Genomic DNA, 22,077 nt, shown 5'->3' with positions numbered 1-22,077 from the left:
GCAAAAAACAGTGACAGTCCCTCAGCCGCTCGCGTGCGCCTCGGCAAGGATTTCGAAATGCAGGACCTGCGGCTCGAACTCCAGCAGGAACTCCGCGTCTTCCGGGTAGTACTTCGCCTTGAGCAGGTCGTCGCCGGCGAACGCTCGGATCGCGTCTTCCGAAATCCATCGCGTGACGGTCAGGAAGTGCGTCACGTCGCCCTCGTCGCGGCGCAGGATCGCGACGTCGAGGTTGCCGGCGACCGAGCGGTAGTCGGGGATCGCGCGCTGTTCGAGGAAGCGCGCGTATGCGTCGGCCTGTCGGCGTGAGGTGCGGCCATGCCAGATGCGACAGATCATCGCTGCGGCTCCTTCGATCGATTGCCTGGTGACGCTTGCCGGCGCGCGGCCGTCACGGGCGTGGCTCACTTCTCCGCTTTCGCGGCGATCTTCTTCTTGAGCTCGGCCAGCAGTTTGCCCTGGTCACCCTTGGTGAGCTTGGAGAACGCCAGGATCATCTCGGCGAGCGTGTCGGACTCGGCGAACAGGAATGCCAGCGGCACGCCCAGCTCCTTCGCGATCTGCGCCGCCGTGTCCATGTCGCAGCGCGACTTCTGCTGCTCGTAGCGATTGATGCGGGTGCTACCCACCTGCTTGCCCAGCCCGATGTGGTCGCCGAGTTCGCGCTGCGACAGCCCGCGCGCTTCGCGGGCCTGCTTCAGGCGCTTGGCGAATACCGAAATGGCAGGAAGCGTGGTCAATGCGAGTCACTGGTCGCGGGCTCCCCGGGATGATGGCGACTGCGTGGTTGTTCCGGCAGACTCTACGTTATGCGTAGAGCGTGGGCGAGTTCCGGAGCGTCTCGCAGTGCGTGTGACTTTCTCGATGCGCGGTCCCGCCGCGCCTGCCTGCGCGGCGACGGGGGCCTCCCGTCACGGGCAGACCGATCGTGTCGGCGTGTTGACGTACGCCATGGCGTCGCCACAGCGGATAATGGCGTCCTTTGCCCGGCCGGCCCGACCGCGGGCCCCACCGAGTCGTCGCATGACCCAGCCCCACGCTTTCCCCGACTATCCCTTCCAGCCGCGTCGTTTCGATGTCCGTCCTGGCATCGCGATGAGCTACCTCGACGAAGGTCCGCGCGACGGCGAGATCGTGCTGATGCTGCACGGCAATCCATCGTGGAGTTACTACTGGCGCAAGCTGGTGCTGGGGCTGAGCGATCGCTATCGGTGCATCGTCCCCGACCACATCGGCATGGGCCTGTCGGACAAGCCCGATGACGCGCCGGACGCGAACCCGCGCTACACCTACACGCTGCAGTCGCGTATCGACGACGTCGAAACGCTGCTGCAGCACCTGGGCATCGATGGCCCGGTCACGCTGGCCGTGCACGACTGGGGCGGCGGCATCGGTTTCGGCTGGGGCATCAAGCACTCGTCGCGGATTCGCCGGCTGGTCGTGCTCAATACCGGCGCGTTCCCGCTGCCGGCCGCCAAGCCGCTGCCGAAGACGCTGCGCTTCGGACGCGACTCGGGCCTGGGTACCGCCGTCATCCGCGGCCTCAACGGCTTTGCCGGTGTCGCGGCCCGCGTCGGCGTGGAGCGGCCGATGCCGGCCGATGTGCGCCGCGCCTATCTCGCGCCGTACGACAACTGGAACAACCGCATCGCCACCTCGCGCTTCGTGCAGGACATTCCGCTGGGCGAAGGCGATGCCGCCTGGTCGCTGGTGCAGGCGATGGGCCGCAAGCTGCCCGAGTACGCCGACCGTCCGGCCTTCATCGGCTGGGGCCTGCGCGATTTCGTCTTCGACCACCACTTCCTCAAGGGCTTCACCGACGCCCTGCCGCAGGCGCAGGTGCATGCGTTCGAGGATGCCAACCACTACGTGCTGGAAGACAAGGCCGAGGTGCTGGTGCCTGCGATCCGCGAGTTCCTCGACCGGCACACGATCTGACCGCAGGACACCGGATGGTGGACCATGGCCGCACGCCACCGTCGCTTTGCGTAGCTGTTCAACGTGATCGATCTGATTCCCATCGACGTCGACAACCTGCGCCGCCTCGCGGATCGCGAGCCGGTCGACTTCGGTGACATACAGGTCGCAGCGGGAGCACTGCCGCCGCATCACGTCGCGAAGCGTTCGCTGAGCCATCTGCAGGCGGGCATGCCGCCCTTGTGGTGCACGCCGTTCCTGATCGTGACGCGTTCGCGCGACGCGATCCTCGGCGGCTGCACCTTCAAGACCGCGCCCATGCAGGGCCGGGTCGAGATCGGTTACGGCGTCGCGCCGAGCCATCGAGGTCGCGGGGTCGCCACAGCCGCGGTCGCCGAACTGCTGCGGATCGCATCGGCTAGCGGCATCGTGCGGCAGGTGGTCGCGCATGTGCTGCCGCGCAACCTCGCCTCCAGCCGGGTGGTCAGCAGGCTCGGGTTCGAGCAGGAGACCGCACTGGTCGATGCCGACGGCGAGGAAGTCGTGCCATGGGTGTGGCGCGTCGGCCGCTGACGCCTTCGTTTCGCCGGCAGACAGCCGTCGAATCTGCACCGGCGCAACGATCCCGGTGAAACCTGGACTCCGGTTCCATCAGTGCGTTGCCGGCCCCTGTTCATGGCCGAACGTCAACACGACGTTGACGCCGGTACCACGCCGGAACTACGCCGTCGCGCGCAGGCTCACGCTGCCCCGATAGGCCCCCCATGGAGGTTTCCGATGAAGAACAGTGCAAAGCTCGCAATGGCCATGACCCTGCTGCTGTCGCCTCTGGCGTTCGCAGGCGACAAGACGATGGACAGCAATGGCGACGGCATGGTCTCCGCCAGTGAACACAGCGCCGGTGCGCAGAAGATGTTCACCGCGATGGACAGCAACGGCGACGGCAACGTCACCGCAGCGGAGATGGACGCGCGCCATCAGGCCAGGATGAAGGAAGGCAAGCCCATGGCGCACTCGATGTCGTCGGCCGACAAGATCAAGGGAATGGACACCAACGGCGACGGCATGCTGTCGGCCGCCGAACATTCGGCCGGTGCGCAGCGCAAGTTCACCGAAATGGATACCAACCATGACGGCAGCCTCAGCCAGGCCGAGATGAAGGCCGCCCACGAGGCCATGGCGGTGCAGGAGAAGTAACGCGCCATCGCAGCGTTTGGTTTCGCGCAGGAACCCCGGCTTGCCGGGGTTTCCTGCATTTGCATGCCGGGCGCAGCCGCCTCTACGGCTCATTAACGCGGCCGGGATCAAGGTCCTCCGGCCGGCCACGATCGCGAAGCCAGTGTACCGGCCGATGCCACCCACGCGAGTGAGGCCCCGCGTGTCGACGCGGAAGCGGCGTCGACAATCTTCCTTCGAAGGAGATTTCCATGCACACGACGTCCCGCGTCATCGCGGCATTGCTCCTGGTCACCGGATTGCTGTTCGCTGCAACCGCGCCTGCACAGAAGGTGGTCGTCAACGGCGACATGTGGCTCAAGTCGTCGCCGGAGATCCGCAAGGCCTTCCTGGTCGGTGCCGGCAACATGATCGCGATGGAAAAGGCCTACGCCAGCAAGAAAGGAACCGCGCAACCGGCGGTGGGCACGATGGCGGCGAAGGCCGTCGAAGGCATGACCCTCGACCAGGTCTCGCAGCGCATCACCCGCTGGTACGAAGCCAATCCGCAACGTCGCGACGTGCCGGTGATGGGCGTCATCTGGATCGACCTGGTCAAGCCGGCCGCACCCGCAGGTCAGTAAGCCGATCCCGCACGGAGACATCTCATGAAACGCACGATCAGGTTCATCGCAACGGCCACGTTGCTGCTCGTGGCGGCTTGCGCCACGGTGACCGGCACGGTGGTCGGCGCCGGCATCGGCGCGATAGCGGGAGATACGTCGACGGGCGCCATCATCGGTGGCAGCGTCGGCGCCATGGTCGACATCATCGACTGACGCTTCCGCTCAACTACCGAAGTTGGAAATGGGCGGCTCGCCGCGGGCGCCTATGCCGCCGGCTCGACGTCGTGCCAATCTTCCGGCGTGAGCGCCGGCATGCCATGCGCGATGCGCGCCTTGTCGCATTGCGGGCTGGCCGCGCCGAACTCCCATGACGCCGGCACTTCGCGGCATACGCTGGGCTTGATCGGATGGATCGAGCAGCCGGCACGCACACCGATCTCGGCATCCAGGGCCACGCAGCGCGGCGTCTTGGACGACGTGCCGCGCATCACCACCCGGTGCGCGTCGAACTTTTCGGTCAGCTCGGCCGGCACCGTGCCGCCCAGCGAGGGGTCGGTCTCGGACCAGTGGAAGCTCACTCGGAAGAAGGCGCAGCAGGCGCCGCAGGTCAGGCAGGGGTGTTGCATGAACGGGCGGGCCGAAAGCCGGCCGGAAGCTGCGGGGTGGGGGCGAGATTTTGCGGGATTCCGCCGGACGCGCAAGTGCGCCGCGGACAGGCGAAAATGAATGGATGACCGCCCCCTGCAACATCGCCTCCTCATTGCCGCCGCTGGCCGCGCAGGCACCCGACCGGGTCGCCATGCGCTGCCCGGGCCGGCGCGGCCCGGATGGCCTGGCCCGTTTCGACGTCACCCTGACCTACCGTGAGCTCGACGAGCGCAGCGATGCGATCGCCGCCGGCCTGGCGCGCCGCGGCATCGTGCGCGGCACGCGCACCGTGGTCATGGTGCGGCCGGGGCCTTCGTTCTTCCTGTTGATGTTCGCGCTGTTCAAGGCGGGCGCGGTGCCGGTGCTGGTCGATCCCGGCATCGACAAGCGCGCCTTGCGGCAGTGCCTGGACGAAGCGCAGCCCGAGGCCTTCATCGGCATCCCGTTGGCGCAGGTCGCGCGCGTGCTGCTGGGCTGGGCGAAGTCGGCGCGGATCCGCATCACCACCGGTGCGCGCGCCTGGCTGGCCGAGACGACGCTGGAGCAGGTCGAGCGCGACGGCGCCGGCGCCGGCTCGCAGCTGGCCGATACCCGGCCGGACGACGTCGCGGCGATCCTCTTCACCAGCGGTTCGACGGGTGTGCCCAAAGGCGTGGTGTACCGGCATCGCCACTTCGTCGCGCAGGTGGCGATGCTGCGCGAGGCGTTCGGCATCCAGGCCGGCGGCGTCGACCTGCCGACATTCCCGCCGTTCGCGCTGTTCGATCCGGCGCTGGGACTGACCTCGGTGATCCCGGACATGGACCCGACCAAGCCGGCGCTGGCCGACCCACGCCGACTGCACGATGCGATCGCGCGTTTCGGCGTCGATCAGTTGTTCGGCTCACCGGCGCTGATGGCGGTGCTGGCGAATCACGGAGCACCACTGCCGACGGTGAAGCGGGTCACCTCCGCCGGCGCGCCGGTGCCGGCCGAGGTCGTCGCGAAGATGCGCGAGCTGCTGCCCGACGACGCGCAGTTCTGGACGCCCTATGGTGCCACCGAATGCCTGCCGGTGGCGGTGATCGAGGGCCGCGAGCTGCAGGCCACGCGCACGGCGACCGAAACCGGTGCCGGCACCTGCGTCGGCCGGCCGGTAGCGCCGAACGAGGTCCGCATCATCCGCATCAGCGATGAAGCGGTCGCCGACTGGTCCCAGGAATTGCAGGTGGCAGATGGCGTGGTCGGTGAGATCACCGTGGCTGGCCCGACCGTCACCGATCTGTACTTCAACCGCGAAGCGCAGACGCGTCTTGCGAAGATCCGCGAACACCTGCAAGACGGCAGCGAGCGCATCGTCCACCGGATGGGTGATGTCGGCTACTTTGACGCGCAGGGCCGGCTGTGGTTCTGCGGGCGCAAGTCACACCGCGTCGAAGCGGCAGACGGTCCGCTGTACACCGAGCAGGTCGAGCCAGTGTTCAACACCCACCCCGAGGTGCGGCGAACGGCCCTGGTTGGCGTCGGCGCAACCGGCGCCCGGCAACCGGCGCTGTGCGTGGAGCTGGCACCCGGCGTGAGCGCCCGGGAATGGCCGCGCATCGAGCGCGAATTGCGTTCAATCGGCCACGGGCATGCACACACGGCGCGCATCGCCCGCTTCCTGCGGCACCCGAAGTTCCCGGTCGACATCCGCCACAACGCCAAGATCGGACGGGAGAAGCTGGCGGTGTGGGCAGCTGGGCGGGTTGGCTAGACGGCCTGGTAACTCTTCCGGGCTCGGCAAACAGCCAGCAGCAACACAGCAAGCAGAAGCAGCGTCAGCGTCAGCAACACAACGATCCGAGCGAAAACGACACATGAAGATTCTGGTAACCGGCGGTGGCGGCTTCCTTGGACAAGCGCTGTGTCGCGGATTGCGCGAGCGCGGGTTCGAAGTGGTCAGCTTCAACCGTGGCCGTTATGACGCCCTCGACGCGATCGGCGTCGCGCAGGTGCAGGGCGACCTGGCGCAGCGAGACGCCGTCGTCGCCGCTGCACGGGGTTGCGATGCGGTCATCCACAACGCCGCCAAGGCCGGTGCGTGGGGCAGCTACGAGAGCTACCGCCTCGCCAACGTGGTCGGCACCGACAACGTCATCGCCGCCTGCCGCGAGAACGGCATCCGCCGGATGGTTTACACCTCCACGCCGAGCGTCACCCACCGCGCCACGCATCCGGTGGAAGGCGGCACCGCCGAGACCGTGCCCTATGGCGAGCACCTCAAGGCGCCGTACGCGGCCACCAAGAAACTCGCCGAGCTGGCGGTGCTGGCGGCCAACGATGGCACGCTGGCAACCGTGGCGCTGCGCCCGCGCCTGATCTGGGGCGTCGGCGACAACCAGTTGCTGCCGCGCCTGGTCGAGCGTTCCAGGGCGGGGCGCCTGCGCTTCGTCGGCGGCGGCGAGAACCGCATCGATACCACGTATGTGGACAACGCAGCGCAGGCGCATTTCGATGCGCTCGCGCATCTCGCTCCCGGTTCGGCGTGCGCAGGGCGCGCGTACTTCATCAGCAATGGCGAGCCCATGACGGTTCGCGAGATCGTCAATTCGCTATTGCAGGCCGCAGGCGCACCCACCGTGACCAAGACGATCCCGTTCGGCGTGGCGTACGCGGCCGGCGTCGTGTGCGAAGGGATGTGGCATCTGCTGCCATTGAAAGGGGAGCCGCCGATGACGCGCTTCCTCGCCGAGCAGCTCAGCACCACGCACTGGTACGACATGGCGCCGGCGCGTCGCGATTTCGGTTACGTGCCGCGCGTGAACATTCACGAAGGACTCACTCGGCTGAAGGCTGCCTGCATGCACGCGGCCGAAATCACTTCCTGAGCACCGCGGAAGAGTGAAGATCGGAACGCGTCCAACGAGGCGCCGTCAGGAGGTTTCCGATGCTTCACTATGCCGTTATCTTTTTTGTCGTCGCGATCATCGCCGCCGTGCTCGGCTTCAGTGGCATCGCAGGTGCGGCGAGCAACATCGCCTGGATCCTGTTCGTCGTCTTCCTGATCCTGGCCGTCGTCTCCATGCTGCGCGGCCGCCGCGTCTGACCTGGACCATCCCCGGCCCGCTGACGCGGGCCGGCGTCCTTCCGGTGGCGGGCGGGGGCGCGAGGCTACAATGAACGCATGACCTCGACCGCCCCATCGCCACTGTCCGCGTTGAAGCCACTCGCCGGGCGCGCGCTCGAAGCCGCGCTCAACCGGGCGCTGGCCCTCGACCCGGAAACCCGCGACGGCCTGCGCACGCTCGATGGCCGACGCCTGGCCCTGCACCTGGCCGCGCCGCCGCTGGCGCTGCAGATCCGGGTGACCGGCGAGCGGCTCGAAGTCGGTCCCGTCGAGCCGGCCAGCGACCCCGACCTGTCGGTCCGGAGCACCCTGGGCGGGCTCCTGTCGCAGCTTCCTTTCCTGCGCAACGACGATGCGCCGCCGGTGGGCAAGCTGCGCATCGAGGGCGACGCAGACCTCGCCCGCCGCCTGCAGCGGCTGGCCGAGCGCTTCGACCCGGACTGGCAGCGCCCGTTCGTGCAGGTGTTCGGCGAGGTCGTCGGTGTGCAGGTGGCGGGGGCCTTCGCAGGCGCGCTGCGCCATGCGCGCGATGCGGCCGGGACGTTCGCGAGCAATGCCGCCGAATACGTCACCGAGGAATCGCGCGACGTGGTCGGCCGCGAGGAGCTCAACGCCTTCCACGACGACGTCGACACGCTGCGCGACGACGCCGAACGGCTGACCGTGCGCGTCGGACGCCTGCGCGTCCGCGCCGGGGGCGCGGCATGAAGCCGGTGTTCCGCGCGTGGCGCATCGGCCGCGTGCTGCTCCGGTACCGACTCGACGACCTGCTCGACGACACCCCGGTTGAGGCCTGGCTCGCGCTCGCGCGGCCGTTCGTGCCGCGTGCCTCGGCCGAGATTGCCGCGATGTCGCGCGGCGCGCGCCTGCGGCTTGCGCTGCAGGAGCTGGGTCCGATCTTCGTCAAGTTCGGGCAGATCCTCTCCACGCGCCGCGACCTGGTGCCGCCGGACGTCGCCACGGAACTCGCGCTGCTGCAGGACCGCGTCGCCCCGTTCGACGGCGAGACCGCGCGCGCCATCGTCGAGCGCGCGCTGGTGCGCCCGATCACCGAAGCCTTCGCTCATTTCGACACCACGCCGCTGGCGTCGGCCTCGATCGCCCAGGTGCATGCGGCCACGTTGCCGCCGGACCAGAGCGGCACGTCCCGCGAGGTCGTGGTCAAGGTCCTGCGCCCGGACATCGAGAAGCAGATTGCCGGCGACATCGCGCTGCTGAAGGCCGTGGCCGGGATCGTCGAGCGCACCCACCCCAGCGCGGACAAGATCCGACCGCGCGAAATCGTCGACGAGATCGAGAACACGCTGGCCGCCGAGCTGGACCTGCAGCGTGAAGGCGCTAATGCCAGCGTGCTGCGCAGGTTCTGGCAGGACAGCGACGACCTCTACGTGCCTGAGGTGATCTGGTCGCACACCGCCGAGCGCGCGCTGACGCTCGAGCGCGTGCGCGGCATTCCCTCCGACGACATCGCCGCGCTCGACGCCGCGGGCATCGACCGCCACGCGCTGGCGGCGAAGGGCGTGCGCGTGTTCTACACGCAGGTGTTCCGCGACAACTTCTTCCACGCCGATGCACACGCGGGCAACATCTGGGTCGACAGCGACCCGGCGCGTCGCGGCAATCCGCGCTTCATCGCGCTGGACTTCGGCATCATGGGGCAGCTCTCGGACGAGGATCAGTACTACCTCGCCGAGAACTTCATGGCGATCTTCAACCGCGACTACCGCCGCATCGCCGAGCTGCACGTGCGCGCCGGCTGGATGCCGTCGCACATCCGCATCGACGAACTCGAAGCCGCGACGCGCGCGGTGTGCGAGCCGTACTTCACCCGGCCGCTCAGCGAGATCTCGCTGGCCGAGGTGCTGCTGAAGCTGTTCCGCACCGCGCAGCGCTACGAGTTGACGTTGCAGCCGCAGCTGATCCTGCTGCAGAAGACGTTGCTCAACATCGAAGGCGTCGGCCGTCTGCTGGACCCGAAGCTCGACATCTGGGCGGTGGCGCGGCCGGTGTTGTCGAAAATCCTGGTCGAGCGCTACAGCCCGCAACGCCTGGCTGCGGAGTTCCGCAAGCGCCTGCCGGAACTGGTGACGCACGCGCCTGAAATGCCGCGCCTTATGCATGCCTGGCTGACGCAGCAGGTCGAAGGCCGGCACGAATTGCGACTGCATTCGCACGACCTGATCGAACTCAACCGCACGATCCGCTCGGCGCAGCGCCGTACGGTGGCGGCGATCTTCGGCGTCGGCCTGCTGGTGGTCGCGTCCGTGCTGTACGGCTTGCAGGCCGGAGGCCCGCGTCTGCTCTCGGTGCCGGCATCCGCGTGGATCGCAGGCCTGGGCGGCATCTGGGCGCTGCTGGCGGCGTGGCCGCGCCGACGCTGACCCAAGCTCCTCCCCCTGCGAATGCAGGGGGAGGTTGGGAGGGGGTGAAGTGGGCACTGGATAGCCCCGACAGGGAACTGGCATGGAAGCGATCTGGAAGAAGTCGCGTCAACTGCGCCGCCAGGCAACGGACGCCGAGCGGACGCTCTGGCGTCACCTGAAAGGCAGGCAACTTGGCGGGCACAAATTCCGCCGCCAGTTTCCGATCGCCGGCTACATCGCGGACTTCGCCTGCGTCGAAGCGCGCCTGGCGATAGAGCTGGATGGCGGCCAGCACCTGGACGCTGTGCAATACGATGCCCAGCGAACGCGCAAGCTGGCGACAAATGGATATCGCGTCCTGCGATTCTGGAACGATGATGTGCTGTTGCGAACAGAAGCTGTGTTGGAGGAGATCATGCGCAACCTGACCGTGGAAGATTGTCGGTGAACGCTTCACCCCTCCCCAACCCTCCCCTCCATTCGCAGGGGAGGGAGCCAGAAGCGCCGGCCGCACTTGAGGTCCTTTACCTCGACGACGTCCTGGCCGTGGTCAACAAGCCGGCCGGCCTGATGGTGCATGACAGTGCGCTGGCGCGCGGCGAAACCGACTTTGCGGCCGACCGCCTGCGCGAGCAGTTCGGCAGGCCGATCTTCCTCGTGCACCGGCTCGACCGTGCCACCAGCGGCTGCCTGCTGCTGGCGTTCGATCGCGATACCGCCTCCGCGCTGGGCAAGGTGCTGATGTCGCGCGAGGTCGGGAAAGCGGCTTTTGAGAAGGATTACTGGGCGGTGTGTCGCGGCTGGCCGGAGGAAAGCTTCGTCGTTGATCATCCGCTCGACGGCGGCCCGGGCAAGCCGGTGAAGAAGCCGGCGATCACCCGCTTCACGCGCCTGGACACGGTCGAGCTGGACCTGCCTTCGGCCGCGTTCCCGACGTCACGCTACGCGCTGCTGTGCGCGCAGCCGGAAACCGGGCGCTTCCGCCAGATCCGCCGTCATCTCAAGCATGTCTTCCATCATCTGATCGGCGACACCAGCCATGGCGACGGCCGGCACAACCGGCATTTCCGCATGCTCGGCATCCATCGCATGTTGCTGCATGCGCGACGGCTGGCGTTTGTCCATCCGGTGAGTGGCGAGCGCGTCGAAGCGATCGCGCCGCCCGATGCGGAGTTCGCGCGGGCGCTGGCGCTGTTCCCGGGCACGCCTGCGCACTGAAGCGATGTTTACTCCGCCGCGGCGCCCGCGTCCGGTGGCGCCTGCATCTCGGCTGCGATGTCGCGCTGCATCTGGTCGACCATCGGTACGATCACCTTCTGCATCGCGCCCATCGTGTTCTGCATCAGTTGCGGCATCTTGTCGAGCAGGGACTGGCCGGCGCTGCTGCCGTAGAAGTCGATCATCGCGTCCATGTCCTGCGCGCTGAAGGTCTGCCGGTAGATGTCGCGGTAGACCGGCTGCAGCTTGTCCCACGACAGCGAGTCGCGGATGCCGATCGACGTCCTGTCGATGATGCGCTGCAGGTCCCGGCGTTGCTGCTCGGTGAGCGGGTGGCCCGCGGTCATCTGTTCGACCATCCGCTGCTGCATGTCGCCGATCTGCGGCAGCATCACCTCGATGGTCTGGCGCGCCCGCATCACCTCCAGCAGCTGGTCGACCTGCGCATCGCTGGGCGGCGCGGCATGGGCGAACGGCGCCGACATGGCGAGCAGGGCGGCGAGTACGAAACGCTTCATCCGGTGTGCCTCCAGGAAAGTGCCTGCATCGTCGTCGGCGTGGCAGGCACGGTCAATGCCTTTGGACATGGCCTTGGTTAAAGTGTTTCGCATGCTGCAGATCTCTCCACGCCTCGCGATTCCCGATTCCGAACTGGTCGAGCGCTTCGTGCGTTCGGCCGGCCCGGGCGGGCAGAACGTCAACAAGGTCGCCACGGCGGTCGAGTTGCGCTTCGACATCGCGGGCTCGCCATCGCTGCCCGAGCCGCTGCGCGCCCGCCTGCTCCTGCGTCGCGATCGCCGCCTCACCGGCGAAGGGGTGCTGGTCATCAGCGCGCAACGCTTCCGCACGCAGGAACGCAACCGCGAGGACGCGCGCGAACGGCTGGCCGCCTTCATCGCGGCCGGACTTGAGGTGCCCAAGCCCCGCGTCGCGACCCGGCCCAGCCGTGCGTCGAAGGAGCGCCGTCTGGGCGCCAAGCGCGAACGAGGTACGATCAAGCGCGGACGCACGGGCCGGGACTGGGATTGATCGGCATGGGCCGCGTGCTGCAGGACGCAACAGGACATCCATGAGCGAAACCGCCGACGACATCGTGCCGCCGCTGCCGCCCAATGCGCCGCGCGTGAAGCCGAACGCAGTGCTGACCTGGGTCGGCCGCACGATCCTGCGGCTGGGCGGATGGCGCATGGTCGGGCGGTTTCCCGACATCCCCAAGCTGGTCCTGATCGGGGCCCCGCACTCGTCCAACTGGGACGGGGTGTGGGGCTTCGCCGCCAAGATGGCGCTGGGGCTGGACATCAAGATCCTCGGCAAGGATTCGCTGTTCCGGGTGCCGCTGCTGGGTGCCGCTCTGCGTCACCTTGGTGTCATTCCCGTCGATCGCAGTGCCGCGCAGGGCGTAGTGGAGCAGGCCGCGATGATGATCACGCAGGCGGACAGGCTGTGGTTCGGCCTGGCCCCCGAGGGCACGCGCAAACCCGTGGAACGCTGGAAACCGGGCTTCTGGCGGATCGCCCGAACCGCCGACGTGCCGGTGCTGCCCGCCTATTTCCACTATCCGGAGAAGGTCATCGGTATCGGTGAGCCCTTCCATCTGAGTGACGACATGGCCGCGGACATCGCCCGTATCCGCGCCTGGTACCGCCCCTGGCAGGGCAAGCACCACGGAACCGTCTGAGCCCCCGAAGGCGCCGCCCGTCTCCCGCACCCACCCCGCTGGCACGTCCTTTGCGTGTAATCTGGGCACCGGGTCACATTTTGTGTGTTTGGGGAACCCGGTTTCTTCCATCAGCCCTAAATCAGGGGTAGGGCCACATGCACGTATTGATTACCGGAGGCGCCGGTTTCATCGGCTCGCACCTTGTCGACCTGCATCTTGCGCGGGGCGACAAGGTCCACGTGGTCGACGATCTTTCGACCGGCTCGCGCAGCAACCTGGCCCATCACGAGGGCAACGGCAACCTGCGCTTCGATGAGGCCGACATCCTCACGTGGCAGTACCTGGACCGCGCCGTGGCGTGGGCCGACCGCATCTACAACCTCGCTGCCGTCGTGGGCGTGTACCGCGTCATCGCCGAGCCGACCAAGGTGCTCGCCGTCAACATTGCCGCTTGCGAGCGGCTGTTGCGCGCCGCGCGCGAAGGCGGCTGGCAGCCGCAGGTCGTGCTGGCTTCCAGCTCGGAGGTCTACGGCCACAACGACGAGGACATCCTTCACGAGGAGCAGGACCTGGTGGTCAGCTCGCGTGCCGGCACGCGCTGGGGCTACTCGGTCAGCAAGATCGCCGATGAGGCGCTGGGCCTGTCATACGCGCAGCGCTTCGGCATCCCGGCGGTAGTCGCGCGCTTCTTCAATACCGTGGGTCCGCGCCAGATCGGCCGCTACGGCATGGTGGTGCCGCGCTTCGTCGCACAGGCCGTGCGCAACGAGCCGATCACCGTCTTCGGTGGCGGGCTGCAGACGCGTTCGTTCTGCGACGTGCGCGACACCGTGGTCGCGCTCGACGCCGTGGCGACCAGCACCGGCCGCGACACCGTGGTCTGCAACGTCGGCAACGACCGCGAGATCAGCATCCTGGAGCTCGCCCAGCTGGTGATCGAACGCGCGGGCAGCCGCTCGACGATCGAGCACGTGGCGCTGCGCGAGGCCTACGGCGAGGACTTCGAAGACATCCGCCGGCGTCGTCCGAGCCTGGCGCGACTGCGCACGCTGACGCATTTCCAGCACCGCTACTCATTGGAACGCACGATCGATGACCTGATCGCCATCGAACGCACGCGCATGCAGGAAGGAAACGATGGCCACCGCACCCTGGTTCGTACTCAGTCCGAACGCGCTGCTTAGTGCCGTAGGGCTGCTGCGCGGGCCCGACAAGACCGTACCCACGCCTGCCGACGACTGGCAGGCCGCGGTGGTCGACGTGGTGATTCCCGCCTACAAGGAAGAAGACAACATCGTCCACTGCCTGGCTTCGATCCAGCAGCAGACGAAGCAGCCACGGCAGGTGATCCTGGTCGACGACGGCGGCAAGGACCGCACCGTCGAGTTGGCGCGCGACTTCGCCGAGTCGGTGGGGATGAACCTGCGCGTGATCGAGCGCGCTACCTCGATCGGCAAGACGCCGACGATCAAGCGCCAGGCGCGCGAGTTCGACTCCGACGTCGAGTTCATCCTCGACGGCGATACGTTCCTCGAATCGCCGGATTACATCGAGCGTTGCGTCCAGGAGCTCTACAAGGGCGCGGGCATCGCCAGTGCCTGCGGCGTGATCGAGCCGATGCGGATCAAGGACCGTATCGCGCTGGAGAAGTCGCCGGAGTTCCAGCGTTGGCCGGGAGCATCCGGATACGTCGATGCGCACGCGCAACGCGGTGCGATGAGCCGGGTCTGGTGGTGGTTTACCAACGTCTACCGCGAATGCCTGTACACGTTCCTGCAGCGATTCGTGTACCGCGGCCAGATGGTGTTCTTCGGCAGCATCACCAATCCGGTCGGTTGCGCGGTGGCCTACCGCCGCATCTACATCAAGAACCTGTTCGACCGTTACGAGCCTGTCTTCGGCGACGACCTGACCAATTCCGAGGACATCTTCATCGGCTTCGCCCTCAACAACGAGGGCTACCGCAACATCCAGCTGCAGAACGTGCAGGCCCGCTCCGAAGAGCCGGAAGTGCACCGCCTGCCGCGCCAGGTGTACCTGTGGTCGTCGTCGTTCTTGCAGAGCTGCTACTACTTCGACGGACTGCTGCGGACGCCGTTCCGCACGATCAAGCGCTGGAACAAGCGGCGTCGCGACCGCGCCAGCGGCGAAGCGCGCCGCGTCGAGGACCTGCGCCAGGTCAAGGAACAGTACCGGCAACCGTTCGGCGAGCGCTTCACCCAGCAGTACGGTCGTCCGATCGGCTGGGCGATGTTCCTGTCTGCCTTCGAGAAGATCGCGTTCCCGACTGCGTTGATCGTCATGGTCGCGCTGCGCATGTGGGAGCCGCTGGCAGTCACGCTGGTGGCCGAGATGCTGGTGACGCTGTCAGTGCTCGTGGCGGTGGCGAAGGGCAAGCGCCTGCAGATGCTCGGCAAGGCCATCGTGGTGACGCCATTGCGCTACTTCCTGATGCTGACTGAAATCACCACGATCGGCCGCTTCGCCGTCGACCTGTGGGTCACCGGCAACCGCAGGTGGCGCAAGTGATGCGGCCCTCGTTCCGCATCGCGCTGCTGGCGCTGGCGCTGGCGGCCACGCTGCCGGTGCAGGCGCAGGACGAGATCCTGTCGCTGGCCGACCAGGGGCGCCGCGCCGCATGGCAGGGCCGCATCGGCGACGGTCTCCGTCTGATCGAGAAGCACATCGCCGAGCATCCAGACGACCGCGCCGCGCGGATCGACCGCGCCCGCTTCCTGGCCTGGCGCAGCGACTACGCCGGTGCCATCGAAGCGCTGGACGCACTCGGTGGCGACGACGACGAGATGCGCGCGCTGCGTGCCCGCATCCATGCCTGGCTGGGCCGCCGCGATACCGCACTGGCATTGAATGCGCCGTTGTTCGCCGCGCATCCCGACGACTACGACACCGCGTGGACGCAGGCACTGGCCGCGCGCGTGGGCGAGTGGCCGCACGAGGCGCTTGCGCCGCTGGCGACCGTCACCGCGATCAAGCCCGATGCACGCGACACACGCGATCTCGCCAAGGCGGTGCGGTTGCCGATGTTCTCCTGGGTCGGCCTGCCGTGGACGCATTCGGAAGACTCCGACGACATCGAGATCGACACCTACGGTCTCGACGGCAGCCTGCGCCTGTCGCAGCGCTGGCGGTTGACGGCATTCGCGCAGCGCCGTGAGACCAGTGCACCTGCCAGCGGCCCGTTCGCACCGGTGACCGGTGGCGACCACGTCGATGAGGACCGCGGCGGCATCGGCGTGCGCCTTGCCATCTCGCCGGATACCTCCCTTGGCGGCTGGGTCGGCGCGTCCAACATGGACCCCGGCGACAACGAGACGATAGGCCGCGTCGATCTGCAGCAACGCGCGACCGACAGCTTCCATTACGGACTGCGCGCCGAGCGCGACCGCGTTGGTTTCTCGCCGCTGTCGCTGTCGTTGGGCGTGATGCGGAATACCTTCGCGACCGACCTGCTCTGGTCGCCGACGCTGCGCGACCGCATCAGTGCCACGCTGGCGTACGACGACTACAGCGACGGCAACGAGCGGGGCGGTGCGCTGCTCGATTACCGCCATGCGACGGTGCGCAACGAGCGCATCGCACTGGACCTGGGCGGCCAGGTCGAGTGGTCCGGCTACAGCGATCAGCCCGGCAATGGCTACTACAGCCCGGAGCGCTACTGGCGCGTCGCGCCGCTCGCCACGTCGTACTTCCCGTTCGGCCAGGACACCGGCCTGTACCTGCAGGCGGCGCTGGGCGTGCAGCGCGACGAGACCTTCGACAACTGGAAGCGCGCGCTGGATGTCGGCGCCGAGCTCACCACCGGCATCTATTCGCGCTGGCAGCTGGCCCTGCGCGCCGGCTACAGCGAGCGGATCAACGAGTTCGGCCAGTACGACGGCACCAGCGTCGGCCTCGAACTGCGCTACCGCTTCTGCGACCACCGCCGCGAGGAATGCCCGGCCGCGGCCGACTGACCCGCATTGATCAGCAAGACGGCAGAGTCTTGGGGCCCGTTTCCGCTCGTTTCCCCACCCTGAAGGGGGGCGAGCGGAAACGGGATTTGCCGCGCGCGGGTCTCAGCGCTCCGACTGGCCGTTGGCGTAGTAGTCCTCGCGCTCGAACAGCGCCGGTCGTATCAGTTCCGTAAATGCCCGGGCGTGCGGCGATAAATATTTGCCCTTGCGCACCACCACGCCGTAACTGCGGGACGGGAAATAGCGCGCCAGCGACCGCGTCGCCAGCCGCTCGCGGTCGGCCTCGGTCAGGCAGATCGAGGTCACGATGCTGATTCCCAGGCCCATCGCCACGTACTGCTTGATGACCTCCCAGCCGCCCACCTCCAGCGCGACGGTGTAGGGCACGCGGTTCTGCTGGAACACCAGGTCGACCAGCCGGTAGGTGGTCAGGCGCTGCGGCGGCAGGATCAGGCCGTAGGGCGACAGGTCCTGCAGCTCCAGTTCCGGCTTGCGTGCCAGCGGATGGTCGCGCGGGGCGATCAGCATCGGCTCGAAGCGGTAGACCGGCTCGTAGCTCAGGTCGGCGGGGACATCGAGCATCGAGCCCACGGCCAGGTCGACCGCATCCGAGCGCAGCAGGTCCAGGCCGCCGGCGCCGGTGACGTTGTGCAGGGTCAGGCGCACTTCCGGATGGGCGGCGCGGAAGGCTTCGACGATCTTCGGCAGCAGGTACAGGATCGTCGAGCTGCCGGCGGCGACATTCAGCTCGCCCGCATCCAGCCCGCGCACCCGCTCGCGGAACGCGCCATCCAGCCCGTCCAGGCCCTCGACCAGCGGACGCGCCAGCTCGTACAGCTCCTGGCCCTCGCGGGTCAGCGTGATCCGCCGGCCGCTGCGCTCCAGCAGGCGGGCGCCCAATTCACGTTCAAGTGCCTGCAATTGCAGGGTCACCGCCGGCTGGCTGAGGTACAGCGCCTCGGCCGCGCGCGAGATCGAGCCCAGCCGGGCCGTCTGGCAGAAGGCCCGGAGCGGCTTCAGACGGTCGCCCTTGTAGGCGAAGCGGGGGCTGGCCGGTGTCTTGGTGCTCATTCGTTGGACCAAGTATTAGGCAGGCAAATGATATGCATTGAGAAATCTTGTTTGTCAAATACGACACGCCACCGCATGGTTCCAGCACGGCCCGGTGGTGGCCACAACCAGGAGCAAGCAGGAATGTCGGCAGTGATGACGCAGCGGCCCGAGGCGGCCGGAACGACCGGAGTCGAGGTCGTCGCCCAAGCCGAGGGCCAGGATCAGGTCCTCACCCCCCAGGCGATCGGATTCCTGGCGGGGCTCCACCGCCGGTTCGAACCGCTCCGCCAGGCCCGGTTGGCCGCCCGCCGCGAGCGCCAGGTGTTCTTCGACGCCGGCGGCCTGCCCGACTTCCGCGAGGACACCGCCGCCATCCGCGCCGGTGCCTGGAAGGTGGCGCCGCTCCCGCAGGCCCTGCTGGACCGCCGCGTCGAGATCACCGGCCCGACCGATCCGAAGATGGTCATCAACGCGCTGAACTCCGGCGCGAAGGTCTACATGGCGGACTTCGAGGACAGCACCGCGCCGACCTGGGACAACCTGATCGCCGGCCAGCGCTCCCTGATCGAAGCGGTGCGCGGCACGCTGCAGTGGATGGCCCCCGTCGTGGCCGGCGCGCCCGGCAAGCATTACCAGCTGAAGCCGTTTGCGCAGCAGGCGGTGCTGATGGTGCGCCCGCGCGGCTGGCACCTGGACGAAAAACACCTGCAGGTCGACGGCGTGCCGATGTCGGCCAGCCTGTTCGATCTCGGCCTGTTCGCTTTCCACAATTCGGACGTGCTCGCCGCGAAGGATCGCGGACCTTATTTCTACCTGCCCAAGCTGCAGTCGATGGAAGAGGCGCAACTGTGGAACGACGTGCTCGACCACATCGAGCGCGAGCTGGGCCTGGCGGCGGGGCAGCTCAAGGTCACCGTGCTGATCGAGACGCTGCCGGCGGTGTTCGAGATGGACGAGATCCTGCACGCGCTGCGCCACCGCATCGCCGGCCTCAACTGCGGCCGTTGGGATTACGTGTTCTCGTACATCAAGACCTTCCGCCGCCACCGCGACAAAGTGCTGCCGGAGCGCAGCCAGGTGACGATGACGCAGCCGTTCCTGCGCGCGTATTCCGAACTGCTGATCCAGACCTGCCACAAGCGTGGCGCGCATGCGATGGGTGGCATGGCCGCGCAGATCCCGATCAGCGGCGACGAGGAAGCCAACGAGGCCGCGCTGGCCAAGGTGCGCGCCGACAAGCTCCGCGAAGTCACTGCCGGCCACGACGGCACCTGGGTCGCGCATCCGGCGCTGATCCCGCTGGCGCAGCAGATCTTCGACGACCGCATGCCCGCACCGAACCAGCGCCACGTACTGCGCGAGGACGTGTGGGTTACGCGCGACGACCTGATCAAGCCTTCGCTCGGCACGATCACCCGCGCCGGATTCGAGGGCAACGTCGAGGTCTGCGTGCGTTACCTCGCCGCGTGGCTCGACGGCAACGGCTGCGTGCCGATCCACTGGCTGATGGAGGACGCCGCGACCGCCGAGATCGCGCGCACGCAGCTGTGGCAATGGCTCCACAGTGACAGCCTGCATCTCGACGACGGCACGCCGGTCGATTTCGCCCTGCTCGAACGCGCCTTCATCAATCTGCCCGGCCACCTTGGCGACCGCTCGCGCCTGCCCGGCGCCAGCCGCATCAACGAGGCGATCGGCGTACTCGACCGCCTCACCCATGCCGACACGCTCGAGGAGTTCCTCACTTTGCCGGCTTACGCGCGCCTCGACTGAGCCGCGCCGACTTTTCGCTTCGCCGTTGCGCCATCCGCCGTTTTCCAAAACCGATATCGAGAAAGGAACGCCGCCATGAACACCGCACTGCCGACCGCTGAACAACTCCGCCACGACTGGGCCAATGACCCGCGCTGGGCCGGCATCACCCGCCCGTACTGCGCACAGGACGTCGTCCGGCTGCGCGGCACGGTGCCGGTGGAGCACACCATCGCCAAGCTCGGCGCGCAGAAGCTGTGGAACTCACTGCACAGCGAGCCCTTCGTCAACGCGCTCGGCGCGCTGACCGGCAACCAGGCGATGCAGCAGGTCAAGGCCGGCCTCAAGGCGATCTACCTGTCGGGCTGGCAGGTCGCCGCCGACGCCAACATCGCCGGCGAGATGTACCCCGACCAGTCGCTGTACCCCGCCAACTCGGTGCCGCAGGTCGTGCGCCGCATCAACAACACGTTGCTGCGCGCCGACCAGATCCAGTGCGCGGAAGGCTCGGGCAACATCGACTTCCTGCAGCCGATCGTGGCCGATGCCGAGGCCGGATTCGGCGGCGTGCTCAACGCGTTCGAGCTGATGAAGGGCATGATCGAGGCCGGTGCCTCCGGCGTGCATTTCGAGGACCAGCTCGCCTCGGTGAAGAAGTGCGGCCACATGGGCGGCAAGGTGCTGGTGCCGACCCGCGAAGCTGTCGAGAAGCTGGTCGCCGCGCGCCTGGCCGCCGACGTCATGGGCGTGCCGACGCTGATCGTCGCGCGCACCGATGCCGAGGCTGCCGATCTCATCACTTCGGACATCGACGACAACGACAAGCCGTTCTGCACCGGCGAGCGCACCGTCGAAGGCTTCTTCAAGACGCGCAACGGCATCGACCAGGCGATCAGCCGCGGCCTGGCCTACGCGCCGTACGCCGACCTGGTGTGGTGCGAGACCGGCAAGCCGGACCTGGAGTTCGCACGCAAGTTCGCCGAGGCGATCCACGCGAAGTTCCCCGGCAAGCTGCTCGCCTACAACTGCTCGCCCAGCTTCAACTGGAAGAAGAACCTCGACGACGCCACGATCGCGCGCTTCCAGAAGGAGATCGCGAGCTACGGCTACAAGTTCCAGTTCATCACTCTGGCCGGCTTCCACAGCCTCAACTACGGCATGTTCAACCTGGCGCACGGCTATGCGCGCCGCCAGATGAGCGCGTTCGTCGAGTTGCAGGAAGCCGAGTTCGCCGCCGCCGAAAGGGGTTTCACCGCGGTCAAGCACCAGCGCGAGGTCGGCACCGGCTACTTCGACGCCGTGACCCAGACCATCCAGGGCGGCCAGTCCTCGACCGTCGCGCTGAAGGGCTCGACCGAGGAAGAGCAGTTCCACGAGCGCCGGGCCGCCGCGGCCTGATTCTGCCGGGCGCTCCCCCGTCCGAGGGGGAGGGTGAGGCGCGGTCGCGTCGTGACCGCGCCGCATCTGCGTGTGGATCGATTCGCGCGCGCTGTCCGCTGCCGCGCGCCCCTGCCGTTGCCATGGGGGCCGGTGTATCCTGCCGTACGCCGCGTAATCGGGGTCGTGGGATGAAGCAATACAGCGCTGCCGAACAGGACAGCGGCCAATCGATCACGTCCACGCTCGCGCCGTCTCTCGACATCGCGAGCACCACGCTCACGAGCGAAGAGTTCGACCTGTTCGCCGAGCTCGGCCGCATGCGCCGGGTCGATGCCGGGCAGGTGCTGTTCCGCCGTGGCGAACTCGGCACGACGATGTTCGTGATCGCGCAGGGCTCGGTCGATCTCGATTTCGGCGACGACCTCGTCAGCAAGCGCCTGGGGCCGTGCGAGTTCTTCGGCGAGCTCGGCCTGCTGATGGGCGACCACGCCCGCAGCGCCGATGCGATCGCCGCCACTGAAGGTCTGCTGGTGGAGCTGCGCCATGAGGAGTTCCAGCGCCTGGTCGATCGCGACCCCGCGCGTGTTTCGCACTTCCTGCGCCGCGCGATCATGCGCGTGGTGGGCAACGAGCAGAGCCTGATCCGCCGCCTGCGCCGCCGCAACTACGACCTGCAGGCCGCGCTGGACAACCTGCGCACGACGACGCACCGCCTCAACCGCACCGAAGAGCTGATCCGCACCGACGAGCTCACCGGGCTGTACAACCGCCGTGGCCTGGCTCTGTTCCTTCAGGAAAGCCGCTCGGTCGGCGCGACGCCAGGGGGTGGGCTGCTGCTGATCGATTGCGACAGTTTCAAGCAGATCAACGATGAGTACGGGCATGCCGCCGGCGACCGCGTGCTGCAGAGCGTGGCGAGCATCCTGCGTTCGGTAGCCGGCCCGTACGACCTGGCCTGCCGCCTCGGTGGCGACGAGTTCTGCCTGCTGGTCGCCTCTGACCGGCACGAGGACGTCGCCCGCTACGTCGAGTACATCACCGGATCGGTGCAGAGCCTGACTGCGATGCGGCAGGAACCGCCGTTGATCTGCCCGGTGAGCATCGGCGCATGCCTGATCGACCCCGACGGCGACTGGGACCATTGGTACGCGCTGGCCGACAGCGCGCTCTACAGCGCCAAGCGCGACGGCGGCGACCGCGTCCACTGGCACGAGCCGGCGACGGCCCAGACCTGACGATGAAG

25 protein-coding genes are annotated in these 22,077 nt (G+C 67.7%); 20 read left to right on the top strand and 5 right to left on the bottom strand.

All coding sequences use genetic code 11. The features are described 5' to 3' along the window. Positions 1–21 precede the first annotated feature (21 nt). A complete protein-coding gene (locus IU514_RS03515; protein ID WP_194929693.1) occupies positions 22–339 on the bottom strand; it encodes an antibiotic biosynthesis monooxygenase in 318 nt (105 codons plus the stop codon). Positions 340–404: 65 nt separating this feature from the next. Continuing rightward, positions 405–740: a helix-turn-helix domain-containing protein gene (locus IU514_RS03510; protein ID WP_194929692.1), complete on the bottom strand. Its 336-nt coding sequence runs from the start codon at positions 738–740 to the stop codon at positions 405–407. Positions 741–1,023: 283 nt separating this feature from the next. Between IU514_RS03510 and IU514_RS03505 the strand changes: the two genes are divergently transcribed. The 5 genes from IU514_RS03505 (at position 1,024) to IU514_RS03485 (ending at position 3,911) form a co-directional block, all read left to right on the top strand. After that, the gene (locus tag IU514_RS03505) at positions 1,024–1,938 is read left to right on the top strand and encodes an alpha/beta fold hydrolase (protein WP_194929691.1); all 915 of its coding nucleotides are present in this window, start codon (positions 1,024–1,026) and stop codon (positions 1,936–1,938) included. A gap of 63 nt (positions 1,939–2,001) precedes the next feature. Beyond that, entirely contained in the window at positions 2,002–2,490 is a 489-nt protein-coding gene (locus tag IU514_RS03500; RefSeq protein WP_194929690.1) for a GNAT family N-acetyltransferase, read from the top strand. Between the two features lie 204 nt (positions 2,491–2,694). Continuing rightward, positions 2,695–3,114, top strand: coding sequence for an EF-hand domain-containing protein (locus IU514_RS03495; RefSeq protein WP_194929689.1), 420 nt, complete (start codon positions 2,695–2,697; stop codon positions 3,112–3,114). A 230-nt stretch (positions 3,115–3,344) separates the two neighbouring features. Then, positions 3,345–3,716 carry a hypothetical protein gene (locus IU514_RS03490; RefSeq protein WP_194929688.1) on the top strand — a complete coding sequence of 124 codons (372 nt, stop codon included), beginning with the start codon at positions 3,345–3,347 and terminating at the stop codon, positions 3,714–3,716. Positions 3,717–3,740: 24 nt separating this feature from the next. Beyond that, entirely contained in the window at positions 3,741–3,911 is a 171-nt protein-coding gene (locus IU514_RS03485) for a hypothetical protein (RefSeq protein ID WP_194929687.1), read from the top strand. Positions 3,912–3,961: 50 nt separating this feature from the next. Here the strand turns inward: IU514_RS03485 and IU514_RS03480 are convergent, their stop codons facing one another. After that, a complete protein-coding gene (locus tag IU514_RS03480; RefSeq protein ID WP_194929686.1) occupies positions 3,962–4,324 on the bottom strand; it encodes a YkgJ family cysteine cluster protein in 363 nt (120 codons plus the stop codon). Positions 4,325–4,428: 104 nt separating this feature from the next. Between IU514_RS03480 and oleC the strand changes: the two genes are divergently transcribed. The 7 genes from oleC to IU514_RS03445 all read left to right on the top strand — a co-directional run bounded on the left by oleC (position 4,429) and on the right by IU514_RS03445 (position 11,015). Further along, positions 4,429–6,081, top strand: a complete 1,653-nt coding sequence (gene oleC, locus IU514_RS03475) for an olefin beta-lactone synthetase (RefSeq protein WP_194929685.1) — start codon at positions 4,429–4,431, stop codon at positions 6,079–6,081. A 103-nt stretch (positions 6,082–6,184) separates the two neighbouring features. After that, entirely contained in the window at positions 6,185–7,195 is a 1,011-nt protein-coding gene (oleD, locus tag IU514_RS03470) for a 2-alkyl-3-oxoalkanoate reductase (RefSeq protein ID WP_194929684.1), read from the top strand. A gap of 59 nt (positions 7,196–7,254) precedes the next feature. Next, positions 7,255–7,413: a DUF1328 domain-containing protein gene (locus IU514_RS03465; RefSeq protein ID WP_194929683.1), complete on the top strand. Its 159-nt coding sequence runs from the start codon at positions 7,255–7,257 to the stop codon at positions 7,411–7,413. Between the two features lie 78 nt (positions 7,414–7,491). Further along, on the top strand, positions 7,492–8,142 hold the full coding sequence (locus IU514_RS03460) for a ubiquinone biosynthesis accessory factor UbiJ (protein WP_194929682.1): 651 nt from the start codon (positions 7,492–7,494) through the stop codon (positions 8,140–8,142). After that, complete coding sequence (gene ubiB / locus IU514_RS03455) at positions 8,139–9,815, top strand: ubiquinone biosynthesis regulatory protein kinase UbiB (RefSeq protein WP_194929681.1); 1,677 nt, start codon at positions 8,139–8,141, stop codon at positions 9,813–9,815. Before IU514_RS03460 ends, ubiB begins: the two co-directional genes overlap by 4 nt. Before the next feature lie 82 nt (positions 9,816–9,897). Beyond that, positions 9,898–10,245: an endonuclease domain-containing protein gene (locus tag IU514_RS03450; RefSeq protein WP_194929680.1), complete on the top strand. Its 348-nt coding sequence runs from the start codon at positions 9,898–9,900 to the stop codon at positions 10,243–10,245. 92 nt (positions 10,246–10,337) lie between these two features. Then, the gene (locus tag IU514_RS03445) at positions 10,338–11,015 is read left to right on the top strand and encodes a pseudouridine synthase (RefSeq protein WP_228760488.1); all 678 of its coding nucleotides are present in this window, start codon (positions 10,338–10,340) and stop codon (positions 11,013–11,015) included. 8 nt (positions 11,016–11,023) lie between these two features. Here the strand turns inward: IU514_RS03445 and IU514_RS03440 are convergent, their stop codons facing one another. Further along, entirely contained in the window at positions 11,024–11,626 is a 603-nt protein-coding gene (locus IU514_RS03440) for a DUF2059 domain-containing protein (protein ID WP_194929679.1), read from the bottom strand. Between IU514_RS03440 and arfB the strand changes: the two genes are divergently transcribed. The 5 genes from arfB to IU514_RS03415 all read left to right on the top strand — a co-directional run bounded on the left by arfB (position 11,625) and on the right by IU514_RS03415 (position 16,649). Further along, complete coding sequence (arfB, locus tag IU514_RS03435) at positions 11,625–12,044, top strand: alternative ribosome rescue aminoacyl-tRNA hydrolase ArfB (protein ID WP_194929678.1); 420 nt, start codon at positions 11,625–11,627, stop codon at positions 12,042–12,044. The two genes, IU514_RS03440 and arfB, sit on opposite strands and share 2 nt — an antisense overlap. Before the next feature lie 40 nt (positions 12,045–12,084). Next, entirely contained in the window at positions 12,085–12,693 is a 609-nt protein-coding gene (locus IU514_RS03430; RefSeq protein ID WP_194929677.1) for a lysophospholipid acyltransferase family protein, read from the top strand. A gap of 137 nt (positions 12,694–12,830) precedes the next feature. Further along, complete coding sequence (locus IU514_RS03425; RefSeq protein ID WP_194929676.1) at positions 12,831–13,859, top strand: NAD-dependent epimerase/dehydratase family protein; 1,029 nt, start codon at positions 12,831–12,833, stop codon at positions 13,857–13,859. Next, positions 13,813–15,204 carry a glycosyltransferase family 2 protein gene (locus tag IU514_RS03420; RefSeq protein ID WP_194929675.1) on the top strand — a complete coding sequence of 464 codons (1,392 nt, stop codon included), beginning with the start codon at positions 13,813–13,815 and terminating at the stop codon, positions 15,202–15,204. The genes IU514_RS03425 and IU514_RS03420 overlap by 47 nt, the downstream gene beginning before the upstream one ends. Next, positions 15,204–16,649: a PgaA family protein gene (locus IU514_RS03415; RefSeq protein WP_228760466.1), complete on the top strand. Its 1,446-nt coding sequence runs from the start codon at positions 15,204–15,206 to the stop codon at positions 16,647–16,649. The genes IU514_RS03420 and IU514_RS03415 overlap by 1 nt, the downstream gene beginning before the upstream one ends. Positions 16,650–16,751: 102 nt before the next feature. On the opposite strand, the gene IU514_RS03410 is transcribed toward IU514_RS03415, so the two are convergent. Continuing rightward, positions 16,752–17,720: a LysR family transcriptional regulator gene (locus tag IU514_RS03410; protein WP_194929674.1), complete on the bottom strand. Its 969-nt coding sequence runs from the start codon at positions 17,718–17,720 to the stop codon at positions 16,752–16,754. Positions 17,721–17,843: 123 nt separating this feature from the next. Here IU514_RS03410 and aceB point away from each other — a divergent pair, with 123 nt between their 5' ends. From aceB to IU514_RS03395, 3 genes are all read left to right on the top strand, one after another. Next, complete coding sequence (gene aceB, locus IU514_RS03405) at positions 17,844–19,475, top strand: malate synthase A (RefSeq protein ID WP_194929673.1); 1,632 nt, start codon at positions 17,844–17,846, stop codon at positions 19,473–19,475. Positions 19,476–19,550: 75 nt separating this feature from the next. After that, positions 19,551–20,852, top strand: a complete 1,302-nt coding sequence (gene aceA / locus IU514_RS03400; protein WP_194929672.1) for an isocitrate lyase — start codon at positions 19,551–19,553, stop codon at positions 20,850–20,852. 170 nt (positions 20,853–21,022) lie between these two features. Then, positions 21,023–22,069 carry a diguanylate cyclase domain-containing protein gene (locus IU514_RS03395; RefSeq protein WP_194929671.1) on the top strand — a complete coding sequence of 349 codons (1,047 nt, stop codon included), beginning with the start codon at positions 21,023–21,025 and terminating at the stop codon, positions 22,067–22,069. The last annotated feature ends 8 nt before the right edge of the window (positions 22,070–22,077 follow it).

Origin of the sequence: Lysobacter niastensis, from assembly GCF_015453285.1 — a bacterium.
GTDB classification, from domain to species: domain Bacteria; phylum Pseudomonadota; class Gammaproteobacteria; order Xanthomonadales; family Xanthomonadaceae; genus Lysobacter_J; species Lysobacter_J niastensis.
This window is presented reverse-complemented; position numbering and strand designations above follow the sequence as displayed.

What these genes read in the sequence shown, in the direction of transcription:
- IU514_RS03515 (WP_194929693.1), bottom strand. Translation starts at nt 339, where the DNA reads ATGATCTGTCGCATCTGGCATGGCCGCACCTCACGCCGACAGGCCGAC.
- aceB (WP_194929673.1), top strand. Translation starts at nt 17,844, where the DNA reads ATGTCGGCAGTGATGACGCAGCGGCCCGAGGCGGCCGGAACGACCGGA.
- IU514_RS03490 (WP_194929688.1), top strand. Translation starts at nt 3,345, where the DNA reads ATGCACACGACGTCCCGCGTCATCGCGGCATTGCTCCTGGTCACCGGA.
- IU514_RS03505 (WP_194929691.1), top strand. Translation starts at nt 1,024, where the DNA reads ATGACCCAGCCCCACGCTTTCCCCGACTATCCCTTCCAGCCGCGTCGT.
- IU514_RS03450 (WP_194929680.1), top strand. Translation starts at nt 9,898, where the DNA reads ATGGAAGCGATCTGGAAGAAGTCGCGTCAACTGCGCCGCCAGGCAACG.
- IU514_RS03410 (WP_194929674.1), bottom strand. Translation starts at nt 17,720, where the DNA reads ATGAGCACCAAGACACCGGCCAGCCCCCGCTTCGCCTACAAGGGCGAC.
- oleC (WP_194929685.1), top strand. Translation starts at nt 4,429, where the DNA reads ATGACCGCCCCCTGCAACATCGCCTCCTCATTGCCGCCGCTGGCCGCG.
- IU514_RS03440 (WP_194929679.1), bottom strand. Translation starts at nt 11,626, where the DNA reads ATGCGAAACACTTTAACCAAGGCCATGTCCAAAGGCATTGACCGTGCC.
- IU514_RS03415 (WP_228760466.1), top strand. Translation starts at nt 15,204, where the DNA reads ATGCGGCCCTCGTTCCGCATCGCGCTGCTGGCGCTGGCGCTGGCGGCC.
- IU514_RS03480 (WP_194929686.1), bottom strand. Translation starts at nt 4,324, where the DNA reads ATGCAACACCCCTGCCTGACCTGCGGCGCCTGCTGCGCCTTCTTCCGA.
- IU514_RS03495 (WP_194929689.1), top strand. Translation starts at nt 2,695, where the DNA reads ATGAAGAACAGTGCAAAGCTCGCAATGGCCATGACCCTGCTGCTGTCG.
- IU514_RS03395 (WP_194929671.1), top strand. Translation starts at nt 21,023, where the DNA reads ATGAAGCAATACAGCGCTGCCGAACAGGACAGCGGCCAATCGATCACG.
- IU514_RS03485 (WP_194929687.1), top strand. Translation starts at nt 3,741, where the DNA reads ATGAAACGCACGATCAGGTTCATCGCAACGGCCACGTTGCTGCTCGTG.
- IU514_RS03460 (WP_194929682.1), top strand. Translation starts at nt 7,492, where the DNA reads ATGACCTCGACCGCCCCATCGCCACTGTCCGCGTTGAAGCCACTCGCC.
- oleD (WP_194929684.1), top strand. Translation starts at nt 6,185, where the DNA reads ATGAAGATTCTGGTAACCGGCGGTGGCGGCTTCCTTGGACAAGCGCTG.
- aceA (WP_194929672.1), top strand. Translation starts at nt 19,551, where the DNA reads ATGAACACCGCACTGCCGACCGCTGAACAACTCCGCCACGACTGGGCC.
- IU514_RS03425 (WP_194929676.1), top strand. Translation starts at nt 12,831, where the DNA reads ATGCACGTATTGATTACCGGAGGCGCCGGTTTCATCGGCTCGCACCTT.
- arfB (WP_194929678.1), top strand. Translation starts at nt 11,625, where the DNA reads ATGCTGCAGATCTCTCCACGCCTCGCGATTCCCGATTCCGAACTGGTC.
- IU514_RS03420 (WP_194929675.1), top strand. Translation starts at nt 13,813, where the DNA reads ATGGCCACCGCACCCTGGTTCGTACTCAGTCCGAACGCGCTGCTTAGT.
- ubiB (WP_194929681.1), top strand. Translation starts at nt 8,139, where the DNA reads ATGAAGCCGGTGTTCCGCGCGTGGCGCATCGGCCGCGTGCTGCTCCGG.
- IU514_RS03465 (WP_194929683.1), top strand. Translation starts at nt 7,255, where the DNA reads ATGCTTCACTATGCCGTTATCTTTTTTGTCGTCGCGATCATCGCCGCC.
- IU514_RS03430 (WP_194929677.1), top strand. Translation starts at nt 12,085, where the DNA reads ATGAGCGAAACCGCCGACGACATCGTGCCGCCGCTGCCGCCCAATGCG.